Genomic DNA, 11,846 nt, shown 5'->3' on the forward strand with positions numbered 1-11,846 from the left:
GATCGCGATCCTTGGCTAGCCACAGCCATGTCAAGTGCTTATATACCAGGAACTTGAGTGGAGAATGAGAATGGCACCGCGTTGGAGCCCCGACAGCTGGCGTTCAAAGCCCATACAGCAGGTTCCGGATTACCCGGACGCCACGGCGCTTGCCGACACCGAGCAGCAGCTCAGTACGTTTCCCCCACTGGTTTTTGCAGGCGAGGCGCGGGAGCTGAAGGGTAAGCTCGCCCGCGTCGCGCAAGGGGAGGCTTTTTTGCTCCAAGGGGGCGACTGCGCGGAGAGCTTCGCGGAGCACGGGCCGGATACGATTCGCGACTTCTTTCGGGTGTTCCTGCAGATGGCGGTCGTACTCACCTATGCGGGCGGCTCCCCAGTCGTGAAACTGGGCCGTATCGCGGGCCAGTTCGCGAAGCCGCGTTCGTCGCCCACCGAAACAGTGAATGGTGTCTCGTTGCCGAGCTATCGCGGCGATATCATCAATGGCATTGAGTTTTCGGAGCAGGATCGCTCCCCCGATCCGCAGCGTATGCAGATGGCTTATCGTCAGGCCGCGGCGACGCTGAATTTGTTACGCGCGTTCTCACAGGGCGGATACGCCAATCTGGAGCACGTGCATCAGTGGAATCTGGGATTCGTTGAGGACAGCCCAGCAGGGCATCGCTACCAAGAGCTGTCCGATCATATCGCCGAGACCCTGAACTTCATGCGGGCGATCGGCCTAACGCCGGAGAACACGCCGCAGCTTCGTTCAACGAATCTTTATACGAGTCACGAGGCCCTGCTGCTGGGTTATGAGCAAGCGCTGACTCGGATCGATTCAACGTCGGGCGATTGGTACGCGACATCCGGGCACTTCTTGTGGGCCGGGGACCGAACGCGGCAGCTCGATCATGCCCATCTCGAGTTCCTCCGCGGGGTGAAGAATCCGATTGGCGTTAAGTGCGGGCCGAGCCTCGACGCTGACGAGTTGCTGAAGCTGATTGATTTGTTGAGCCCACAGAACGAGCCTGGGCGTTTGACGCTGATTTGCCGCTTTGGCGCCGACAAAGTCGGCGACCATTTGCCGGCGATGATTCGTGCGGTTGAACGCGAGGGCAGATCAGTCGTTTGGGCGTGCGATCCGATGCACGGCAACACGATTAAGGCCGGCAGCGGCTACAAAACGCGACCCTTCGATCTCATCCTCAAAGAGGTCGAACGCTTCTTCGACGTGCATCGCGCCGAAGGGACCCATGCTGGTGGCGTTCATGTTGAGATGACAGGTAATAATGTCACCGAATGTGTTGGTGGCGCGAAGGCCGTGACGGAGACCGATCTTTCGGATCGGTATCACACGCATTGCGATCCCCGGCTCAACGCCGATCAGTCTATCGAACTGGCTTTCATTATCGCCGAGCGTTTGCGGCGCGATCGCGACGGCCGTGCCATGCCTGAAGCTTCCGTCGCGGCTGGCGAGTAGTCGGGGTGCGGGGCAGCGAGCCCGGGCTAGTCAGGGTCCGTTTGAGGGCCACGTTCGGCCTCTTTCGTTACATGTGTTTGAGTTGACTCCATGGGCAGTGAAACCAAGGCCTTATTCAAGCTCGCGCTCGCGCAAGCTAATCCCGTCGTTGGCGATCTTGAAGGCAACAGCGAAACCGCATGGCGTTTGCGAGAGCAAGCCGCGGGCACGGCTGCGGACTTGGTTGTCTTCTCCGAACTTTTTCTGACGGGCTATCCGCTCGAGGATCTCGTGCTGAAACCGGCGCTCCAGCGCGCCGCGCGCGATGTTTGCGAGGACCTTGCCCGCAAGACCGGCGACGGCGGCCCCGCCATATTGATGGGCTTGCCGTGGGCGGACGGCGATGACGTCTACAACGCAGTTGCCTTGCTAGAAGGTGGGCGCATCGCGGCGCTGCGCTACAAGTACAATTTGCCGAACTACGGTGTGTTCGACGAAAAACGCGTATTCACGCCCGGGCCGGTTCCAACGCCGATACCTTTTCGAGGTATCCAGCTTGGTTTTCCGATTTGTGAAGACATTTGGGAGCAAGATGTCTGCGCATCGCTTGTCCAGGCGGGGGCCGACATAATGATCGTGCCCAACGGGTCGCCCTATTGGATGGGCAAACAGGCGATCCGCTATGGCGTGGCTGAAGCGCGCGTTGCCGAAACTAATCGGCCACTGGTCTACCTCAACCAGTTCGGCGGCCAAGACGAGCTGGTCTTCGACGGCGCCTCGTTTGTGCTGAACGTGGATGGATCCTGTGCGGCGCAAATGCCCGCTTGGGAGGATGCGCTCGCCACCACCGCGTGGCACCGAGGCGATAGCGGGTGGCGCTGCGCGCAAGGAGAGATCGCGCCCATCGAAGCCGGCGATGCTGCAAACTATCTCGCCTGCGTTACGGGCCTCCGCGACTACATCAATAAGAACGGATTCCCGGGTGTTGTGCTCGGTCTATCGGGCGGCATCGATTCGGCGCTCACAGCGGTCATGGCGGTGGACGCTTTGGGTGCCGAACGTGTTCACTGCGTTATGCTTCCTTATGAGTATACGAGCGGCGAGAGCCTCGACGATGCGGAGCAGATCGCGAAGGCCCTCGGTGTGCGTTATGACACGGTGCCAATTCATGATGGTGTCGAGGGACTCGGCGGGTGCCTCACGGGTGTGTTGGGTGGCGTTCCGGAAGGATTCACGGCTGAGAACCTGCAGTCGCGTACACGCGGCACGCTCCTTATGGCCATCTCGAACAAGCTTGGGCCACTCGTGCTGACGACCGGAAACAAATCAGAAGTGTCTGTAGGATATGCAACTCTCTACGGGGACATGAACGGGGGATTCAATCCTTTGAAGGATCTCTACAAGGGTCAGGTTTATGCGTTGTCGCGCTACCGCAATCAGGAGCGCCCGAAGGGCTGCCTTGGTCCCGCGGACCGGATTATCCCCGAAAACGTCCTAACCAAGGATCCGTCTGCTGAGCTCAAGCCGGATCAGCGGGACATCGACTCGCTACCACCGTATCCCGTGCTGGACGATGTTCTGAACTGCCTCGTGGAACAGGAGCTTTCCGTGCCAGAGATTGTCGCGCGCGGCCATCCTATCGAGACGGTTAAGAAGGTTGAGCGCATGCTGTATCTCGCCGAGTACAAGCGGCGCCAGGCCGCACCTGGAGTGAAGATCACGGAGCGCAATTTCGGCCGCGATAGGCGCTACCCGATTACCAACAAGTTCCGTGAGAACGCTTAGATGACTGTCACAGTACGTTTTGCACCCAGTCCTACGGGGCGGCTGCACGCCGGCAATATCCGCACGGCTATCATCAATGCACTGTTCGCCCGGCGGGCGGACGGTAACTTCATCTTACGCCTCGATGACACGGACAAGGTACGCTCGACGCAAGAATTCGCGCGCGGCATTGAGGAGGACATTTCCTGGCTCGGGCTTAACTGGTCCAACAAGGTCAGGCAGTCAGACCGGCTGGCAGAATACGACGCAGCTGTTGAAAAGCTAAAAGCGATGGGCCGGCTCTACCCGGCCTATGAGACGCCAGAAGAGCTGGAGCTAAAGCGCAAACGTCAGCTCGCGCGTGGAAAGCCGCCCGTCTACGACCGCGCTGCACTGAAGCTCGCCGACGACGAGAAGGCCAAGCTCGAAGGCGAGGGACGGAGACCCCATTGGCGGTTCCTGTTGGAACCCCGCGATGTTGTCTGGGATGACCTCGTACGCGGTCAGCAGCACGTAGATGCGGGCTCATTGTCTGATCCCGTTCTGATCCGCGGTGACGGTACGTTTCTTTATACGTTGCCGAGCGTGGTCGACGATATCGACCTTCGCGTCACCCACGTTATTCGAGGGGAGGACCATGTGGCCAACACTGCGCCGCAGATCCAACTCTTCGAGGCGCTGGGTGCGCCCGCGCCGTCTTTCGGACATCACAATCTTCTTGTGGGTGCCGACGGGCAGGCCTTGTCGAAGCGCGACCAATCGCTGTCAATCCAAGGAATGCGCGCGGACGGACTCGAGCCGCTGGCGGTGGTCAGCTACGCCGCAACGATCGGCACCAGCGACCCAGTGGCGCCGCACGATAGCTTAGATGAACTCGCCGAGGCGTTTGACTTTGGCAAACTGTCGCGTGCGCCGGCGCGCTTCGATCCGCACGAGCTCCGCCTCCTGAATGCCAAGCTGTTGCATGCACGCCCGTTCTCCGCTGTCGCCGGACGGCTGGAGGCACTCGGCGTGGGCGGCGGCGCAGACTTTTGGGAGGCCGTTCGAGGCAATCTCGATGTTATGGACGACGCCGAAAAATGGTGGGCTGTTGTCACCGGACCTACAACGCCGGCCATCGGCGATCCGGCCTTTTGTGCCCTGGCAGCAGACGAGCTGCCGCCCGAGCCGTGGGGCGACGACACGTGGGGTGCCTGGACCGACGCTGTGAAGGCTAAAACCGGTGCGAAGGGAAAGGCGTTGTTCCAGCCTTTGCGGCTAGCCCTGACAGGCCAGCCGCATGGCCCGGAACTGAAGCAGCTATTACCTTTGATCGGCAGGGCGCGGGCCCTCAGCCGACTTCGCGGTGAGGCGGCGTAAAGGTAGCCGCTAATTCGGCGTCGGCGCCGACTTCTTGATGACTGACGACTGCCCCTGCACGGTCGGCTGAGCCTGCTGCTGGGCTTGTGCTGCTGGCGGCGGTGAGGCCTGGAAACCTGGAGGCACAGGAACCTGCAGGACTGGATCTCCGGATTGCGTAGCCTGCGGTGGCGGCGTGATCTGCAGCTCTGACGGTGAGGTCTGGCCAACATCCAGGTTGATCTGCGGAGGCGGTCCGCTCGGTGTGGCCGCTTGAGGCGCGGCCGGCGCCTGGGGCGTTGCCGGAGCGGCGGGCACCTGGGGCGCTGGGGCCGCAGCCGCCTGAGTTGCGCCGGCAGGCGGAATGCCCTGAGCTCTCTTATTGGCCGCCTCGATTTCCATTGGGTTGTACTCGGCCTTTTTGCATGAACATCCCTTCACGAACTCTTTGCGATAGCGGAGTGCCACCGGCAAATCCATATAGGGCGAGCCACTGAGCGAAATCGCTTGTTCGATTTCTTGGCCGGGATTTCGGTAGACATAGAGCTCCGCGGGTGCGGCGCAGCTGTCCTGGCACTTCTTCGCATCCTGCGCGGCGCGGCTGCCATAGGTCGAGTAGTGGATCGGGAAGTAGAAGCCATCGCACAGGCGGACACACACGGTCCGGTACCGGCCATTGGGGTTGATGCTGCGGTAAATCGGAGTCTGGTACTCCTGGCGGGGGCCGCCGAAGAAATCGAAGAAACCGCCACTGGTCTGGGGTGCGCCACTACAGCCATTGCGTTGCATCGCGCGCTGCAGTTCTTGCTGGCGGCGTCGGTTGCCGCCGCCGCTGAGCGATGCGCGCTGTGCCTTAAGGCGCTCCACATGGCGACGCGAGTCTTCGACACGGGCATTCAGCCCAAGGCAGCGAGGCGTCCGCTTCAGTGCCCTTCCGAAGATCATCATGCGCTCGTAGCAACCGGCGTTGTCCATCTCGGACTTCACGGCCCGATGGGCTTGCGAGGCTTGTCCGATTTCCTGGTTGAGGGCGATCAGTTCGGGACTGTTGGCGCCACCGCCGCTGGCCGCATTCAGTTCTTGCTGCAGCTGCATGCAGCGAATTTCCTGATCCGACTGTGCAAAGCCGTCGCCTGTGAAAGTCACGCAGCCGAGCGCCAATGCCGCCAGGCCAGCCATGACCTGGCCACTAATGGGCGCCGGGCGCGCCAAGGCAGGCGCAAAGAAGCGCCCAAAACAGCGATGGACTCTTAAGACGATCAATCCCATCCCCCGGGATTACCCCAACCGAGCTTCAACCCCAACAAAATCCGCGTTCAATGCGGCATCAATAAGATGGTTTGCTTGACGATTTCACGGTTTACCGCCATAAGCGGGGCCAAGATGATGTACCCGCAACCGAACCTTAGCGTTTCTGACTGTATTATTCCGCGCTAGCAAAATAGCTCGCACGGGTCGTCCTCTTTTTACTTCCAAATCTCTCACCGACGAACATCCGGCGGGCCTCAAGCCGAAGGGGCTTGTCAGTGTCGCTTACGATTTACAACACGCTCACCCGCCGAAAAGAGGCGTTCACGCCCCTCGATCCGGCCAATGTGCGTCTCTATGTCTGCGGACCGACCGTTTACGACTACGCACATATCGGCAATGCGCGGCCCGTTATCGTGTTTGACGTTCTGTTCCGCCTCTTGCGGCACGTCTACGGTCCCGACCATGTGACCTATGTCCGCAATATCACGGATGTTGACGACAAAATTAACGCGCGGGCGGCGCGAGACTACCCGGAACTGCCGTTAAACGAGGCGATCCGAAAAGTCACGGAGAAGACCGAGGCGCTGTTCCACGAGGATATGCATGCGCTCGGAGCGCTCGACCCAACAGTGGAGCCTCGCGCCACCGAGCATATCGGTCAAATGAGCACCATGATTGATCGGTTGATCGCCAAGGGCAGCGCTTATGTGGCCGAGGAGCACGTGCTCTTCAGCGTTGCCTCTATGCCCGAGTACGGGAAGCTCTCGGGCCGCTCCCTGGACGAGATGCTGGCGGGCGCGCGTGTCGACGTCGCGCCATTCAAGAAAGATCCCATGGACTTCGTCTTGTGGAAGCCATCGAAGCCCGGCGAGCCGTCCTGGCCGTCGCCCGGCGGCATCGAGACGCCTGGGCGGCCTGGCTGGCACATCGAGTGTTCGGCAATGTCCGCGGCGCATCTCGGCGAGGTGTTCGATATTCATGGCGGTGGCATCGACCTCGTCTTTCCGCACCATGAGAACGAGATCGCTCAGTCCTGTTGCGCACATAGTACCGGCAGGATGGCGCAGGTCTGGATGCATAATGGCTTCTTGCAGGTCGAAGGCGAGAAGATGTCGAAGAGCCTTGGCAACTTCGTCACCGTGCATGAACTGCTGACGGGCTGGAACGGCTATGCCTGGCCGGGGGAAGCGCTACGTTTCAATATGTTGCGCACCCATTATCGCCAGCCGCTCGACTGGACTCTCGTGAGTCTCGACGAAGCCCATAAGACCTTGTGGGATTGGTATGGCGATGCGGAAAGTCATGAGCCGAGGACTGAGATCCCGACTGCAATCGTCGAAGCGCTGTCGGATGATCTGAATACGCCGAAAGTCATCGCGGAACTGCACAGGCTCCATGGCGCGAAGCAGTTCGCCGAATTGCGCGCGGCCCTTGGTTTTCTTGGTTTCTCGGGAAAACTTGCGAATATCGAGCGGAAGAGCTTGGAAGGCGGTGGATCGGTGGACGCCGCGGTTGTGGACGGGCTGATTGCAGGGCGCCTTGAAGCGCGTAAGGCCAAGAACTTCGCGGAAGCCGATCGCATTCGCGATGAGCTTCAGGCTATGGGCATTGTCATCAAGGACGCGAAAGACCCGGAGACGGGCGAGCTGAAAACAACCTGGGAGGTCGCGCGATGAGTGCCGAGGCCAATCCGCAACTTGCCTTACGTCCGATGCTGCCTGGCGAAGCGCCGCTGCTCGAGGAGATTTTCTGCGCGAGCATTGTGGAGCTTACGCAGGACGACTACGAGGTCGAACAACAAGAGGCCTGGATTGCAGAAGCGAACAACGGCGTCCCATTTGCGGACACCCTCGCCAAGCAAACGACGATTGTCGCGACCATGAGTGGGTCGCCGGTCGGCTTTGCCTCTTTGGAGTCGGACGAAAAGATTGGCATGCTCTACGTGCATCCTGCAGCGGTCGAGCGCGGGGTCGGGACATTGCTGGCCGATGCGCTAGAGAAGATCGCTGCTGGGCGCGGCGCAAAGGATTTGAGCGTCGACGCCAGCGATAGCGCCTTCGATTTCTTTAACAAGCGCGGCTACGCCGCCCAGCAGCGAAACAGTGTGCGCTGCGGCGACGAGTGGTTGTCGAACACGACAATGAAAAAGACCTTGCCTGGGCCGGAGACCGTGCAATGAGCGACTTTCTCAAGGATGCGCCGTTTAAGGGCTCAAAGCGCGTTTATCTGATCATCAAGATCGCGGTGCTGGTGCTCGCCGCACTGCTTGCATTGCGATTTCTGTTTGGGGTTGTTTAGGCCATGACGCGCGAAACGCTCACGCTGTTCGATACGACGCTACGAGACGGTGCCCAAACGCACGGCGTCGACTTCTCGCTCGAAGACAAAGTATTGATCGCTGAACAGCTTGATCGGCTTGGGCTCGACTATGTGGAGGCGGGGTATCCGGGCGCGAATCCCGTCGATACTGAATATTTTTCAAAGGACCGCAAGCTAGGTGCAAAGGTCACGGCTTTCGGTATGACAAAGCGGCCTGGGCGATCGATCTCGAATGATCCGGGCTTCCAGGCTCTTCTGGCGGCGAAAGCGGACGCGATCTGCCTTGTGGGAAAGACCTGGGACTTCCACGTGGACGTCGCTCTTGGGATCAGTCCCGAAGAGAACCTCGCCGGCATTCGAGAGTCTATTGAGGCCGTTGTTGCCGCGGGGCGCGAGGCATTGCTGGACTGCGAGCATTTCTTTGATGGGTTCAAAGCCAATCCAGACTATGCGCTGTCGTGCGCTAAGGCAGCCTATGAGTCAGGAGCGCGCTGGGTTGTCCTCTGCGACACCAACGGTGGCACGCTACCTGAGGAAGTCCACGCTATCGTCACAGAGGTGGTGACCCATATCCCCGGAGATCATGTGGGCATCCATGCGCACAACGACACAGACAACGGCGTTGCCAACTCGCTCGCGGCAGTCCGCGCAGGCGCGAGGCAAATCCAGGGAACGCTTAACGGTCTCGGTGAGCGATGCGGCAACGCCAACCTGACCTCGGTCGTGCCGACATTGCTGCTGAAGGAGCGCTACGCGCAGCGCTTTGAAACCAAGATCTCTCCGGAAACGCTCGGTACGTTGACTCATGCTTCCCGGATTTTGGACGAGATACTGAATCAGGCGCCGAACCGGCATGCGCCCTATGTGGGTGAGGCGGCCTTCGCCCATAAGGGCGGCATTCATGTATCGGCCGTGAAGAAGGATCCGCGCACCTACGAGCATGTGGCTCCGGAGACTGTCGGCAATGCGCGCAAGCTTTTGGTCTCGAACCAGGGTGGGCGCTCGAACGTTCTCGCTCAGCTCGAGAGTAGCGGTCTGACCGTGGCCAATGACGATCCGAGGGTTAGTCGCCTTGTGGAACTGGTGAAGGAGCGGGAGGCGGTCGGTTATGCCTATGAAGCGGCCGAGGCGTCTTTTGAGCTTCTAGCCAGGCGCATGCTGGAAACGGTCCCCCAGTTCTTCGAAGTCGACTCGTTCCGCGTCATGGTCGAGCGGCGCCACAATGCGCTCGGCGAACTCGTGACCGTTTCTGAAGCGACGGTGAAAGCAAGTGTGCACGGCAATGCCGTGATGTCAGTGGGCGAGGGGAACGGCCCGGTGAACGCGCTCGACAATGCCTTGCGCAAGGATCTCGGCCCCTACCAGAGCTACATCGACGATTTGGAGCTTGTGGACTACAAGGTCCGTATCTTGACGGGCGGCACGGACGCGGTCACGCGCGTTTTGGTGGAAAGCCGGGACGGAGAGGGGCGCCGCTGGTTCACGGTGGGCGTTTCCCCGAACATCGTCGATGCTTCGTTTGAAGCGCTTCTCGACTCAATTAATTACAAGCTGATCCGTGACGGCGCGCCGTTGCCCTGACGCCCGGCAGTCGGCCGCGCTATAGTTTCTCGACCGCGGGCTTTGCGACTTTGGTTTCGCCCCCAAGCTCGGCGAGCACGCGGTGAATGACCGGCAAGACGTCATCGGCGCTCTCGGCGACGCTCATCTTCAACTCAAATCCCGATCGAATGAAGTCGTGCCCGATCATCTGGTCGAACAGTTCGAGCAACGGATCCCAAAAGCCGTGAATGTTGACGAGCACGATCGGCTTTCGATGTCGTCCAAGCTGAGACCAGGTGAGTTGCTCAACAAACTCTTCCAGAGTGCCAATGCCGCCGGGCAACGCAACGAACGCGTCGGACCGCTCATACATTAGGTGTTTGCGCTCATGCATGGTGTCCACGAGGACTAACTCATGCACGTCCACAAGTAACTTCTCTCGAGCGTGGAGGAATCCGGGCATGATCCCTGTAACCCGTCCGCCATGTTTCAACACCGAGCGCGCGACGATGCCCATTAGCCCCAAGTCGCCCCCGCCATAGACCAGCCGTGTGTTGGAAGAGGCGAGTGCTTTTCCTAGAGCGCGTGCGGCGTCGGTGAAGGCTGGATTTTTTCCCGCACCGGACCCGCAATAGACACAGACGGTCTCTACTTTGCTGCGGCGGTCTGTCATGAAAACTCCTGCGGCAAGTCTCTCCTTGGCGCGCGACGTCATCTGGCATCGGCTTGGTCGAATCGTCAAGAATCCGGGCGTCATGCGGTTCTTGCCGATGGGTGTGGCAGAGGCATGAACGATTAGGTAGGGTTCGGCCCAACATGGCTGAGCGCCATACCCCCGAAACGAGTTTTGGTGAGTGAGATTGTGATCAATATTTTGGCTTATAGATTTGCCGCCGGTCTGGCGGTACTCGCGGTTCTGTTCTCCTTTTCCCAGACATCTCCCGCTCTTGCGGAGGATGCATCGAAGAATGCGGACGTGGTTGGCAAAGCGTCGTCGCCCTCTCAGAAGTCGCCGATCAATGTGAAAGTCGTCGACTATCAGAAGGCGGAAGAGGGTCCCGGCACGCTGAAAATGTCCGGAATGGCCATTGGCGGTCAGGACATTTTTATTTCCGTAGACAACAAGCCCTTCGCAAAGGTGACCGTTGCGGAGGATGGGTCGTGGGGCGTCGAGGACAAGATTGCGCTGGACGACTCGGTACACGCCGTCCAGATCCAACAGCTCGACAAGACCACCCAATTACCAGCGGCGACTGTCATGTTCAGTATGAAGCTCTCGCCGCCGACTCCGGAAGATCTTTCGGCCCCACCTCCGCGTCAGTAGTAAGCGGCCCATTCGCCGCCTGTATCGTCAGTGGACTTGGCGCTGCCGCGTCAGCGGGCTATACCCATGAGCTCGGAGGGGCGGCCATTGTGGCTGCCCCTTTTTCCGCAGTGCGACCAGCCCTGATACGGCTCGGATGCGTCCGCGACAGCCACTTCAGGCGCGGACCGAGATGAGCGACTGCTTGGCGCAATAACGCGCTGAAAGAAAAGCATTTTTTATGAGAGACCGACTGCCTCAATCGACCAGCGATGCTCTGCTTTCCGGCAGGGCGAGCCAGGCGTCTGTGTTGAAGGAGTTGCTGCCTTACGTTTGGCAGAAAGGCCGTCGCGACCTGCACGTTCGCGTGGTTCTGGCGTTTATCGCGCTCGTACTTGCGAAGGTGGTCACGCTGGCTGTGCCGATCGCCTACAAGAATGCGGTTGACTACCTAACGGCCTTCGACCCGAGCGCGAGCACCGAAGCAAGCAATACGTTTCTTGGTCTCGCAATCGTCCCGGTCATGCTGATCGTCGCTTATGGCGTGGGGCGTATTTTGATGGTGCTCTTCGCGCAGTTGCGGGACGTGATCTTCACGGTTGTCACGCAGAACGCCGTTCGCCAGCTCGCAAACCGGACGTTCCGCCATCTCCACAACCTGTCCCTAAAGTTTCACCTCGAGCGGCGCACCGGAGGGCTAAACCGTGTCATCGAACGCGGTGTGAACGGCGTCGATGTTATACTTCGCATGGCGGTCCTGAATATGATCCCGACCGCTGTGGAACTCGTGATGATCGCGGCACTTGTCGCCTGGTACTTCGGTTGGATCTATGTCGGCGTTCTGTTCGCCATGGTCGTCGGCTACGTTTGGTTCACCTTCTTCGCGAC

The 11,846-nt window shown here is 59.9% G+C and carries 11 protein-coding genes; 9 read left to right on the top strand and 2 right to left on the bottom strand.

Going from position 1 to position 11,846, the window contains the following annotated elements:
* Positions 1–70: 70 nt before the first annotated feature.
* From AC33YF_RS10530 to gltX, 3 genes are all read left to right on the top strand, one after another.
* A complete protein-coding gene (locus AC33YF_RS10530) occupies positions 71–1,462 on the top strand; it encodes a class II 3-deoxy-7-phosphoheptulonate synthase (protein WP_491777164.1) in 1,392 nt (463 codons plus the stop codon).
* 90 nt (positions 1,463–1,552) lie between these two features.
* Positions 1,553–3,226, top strand: a complete 1,674-nt coding sequence (locus AC33YF_RS10535; protein WP_491777165.1) for an NAD+ synthase — start codon at positions 1,553–1,555, stop codon at positions 3,224–3,226.
* Entirely contained in the window at positions 3,227–4,564 is a 1,338-nt protein-coding gene (gene gltX / locus AC33YF_RS10540; RefSeq protein ID WP_491777166.1) for a glutamate--tRNA ligase, read from the top strand.
* Between the two features lie 9 nt (positions 4,565–4,573).
* Here gltX and AC33YF_RS10545 read toward each other — a convergent pair whose 3' ends face one another.
* On the bottom strand, positions 4,574–5,722 hold the full coding sequence (locus AC33YF_RS10545) for a DUF2865 domain-containing protein (RefSeq protein ID WP_491777167.1): 1,149 nt from the start codon (positions 5,720–5,722) through the stop codon (positions 4,574–4,576).
* Between the two features lie 347 nt (positions 5,723–6,069).
* Between AC33YF_RS10545 and cysS the strand changes: the two genes are divergently transcribed.
* Genes cysS through cimA form a run of 4 tightly spaced genes read left to right on the top strand, consistent with a single transcriptional unit; the run spans position 6,070 to position 9,694 of the window.
* Positions 6,070–7,470: a cysteine--tRNA ligase gene (cysS, locus tag AC33YF_RS10550; protein WP_491777168.1), complete on the top strand. Its 1,401-nt coding sequence runs from the start codon at positions 6,070–6,072 to the stop codon at positions 7,468–7,470.
* Positions 7,467–7,973 carry a GNAT family N-acetyltransferase gene (locus AC33YF_RS10555; protein ID WP_491777169.1) on the top strand — a complete coding sequence of 169 codons (507 nt, stop codon included), beginning with the start codon at positions 7,467–7,469 and terminating at the stop codon, positions 7,971–7,973. The genes cysS and AC33YF_RS10555 overlap by 4 nt, the downstream gene beginning before the upstream one ends.
* Positions 7,970–8,092, top strand: coding sequence for a hypothetical protein (locus tag AC33YF_RS10560; protein ID WP_491777170.1), 123 nt, complete (start codon positions 7,970–7,972; stop codon positions 8,090–8,092). The genes AC33YF_RS10555 and AC33YF_RS10560 overlap by 4 nt, the downstream gene beginning before the upstream one ends.
* A 3-nt stretch (positions 8,093–8,095) precedes the next feature.
* Positions 8,096–9,694, top strand: coding sequence for a citramalate synthase (cimA, locus tag AC33YF_RS10565; RefSeq protein ID WP_491777171.1), 1,599 nt, complete (start codon positions 8,096–8,098; stop codon positions 9,692–9,694).
* A gap of 19 nt (positions 9,695–9,713) precedes the next feature.
* Here cimA and AC33YF_RS10570 read toward each other — a convergent pair whose 3' ends face one another.
* Entirely contained in the window at positions 9,714–10,328 is a 615-nt protein-coding gene (locus tag AC33YF_RS10570; RefSeq protein WP_491777172.1) for an LOG family protein, read from the bottom strand.
* 177 nt (positions 10,329–10,505) lie between these two features.
* Here AC33YF_RS10570 and AC33YF_RS10575 point away from each other — a divergent pair, with 177 nt between their 5' ends.
* Positions 10,506–10,979: a hypothetical protein gene (locus tag AC33YF_RS10575; protein ID WP_491777173.1), complete on the top strand. Its 474-nt coding sequence runs from the start codon at positions 10,506–10,508 to the stop codon at positions 10,977–10,979.
* A 220-nt stretch (positions 10,980–11,199) separates the two neighbouring features.
* A partial coding sequence (locus tag AC33YF_RS10580) for an ABC transporter transmembrane domain-containing protein (protein WP_491777174.1) occupies positions 11,200–11,846 on the top strand: 647 nt, incomplete at its 3' end.

It is taken from the genome of Methyloceanibacter sp. (assembly GCF_058506495.1).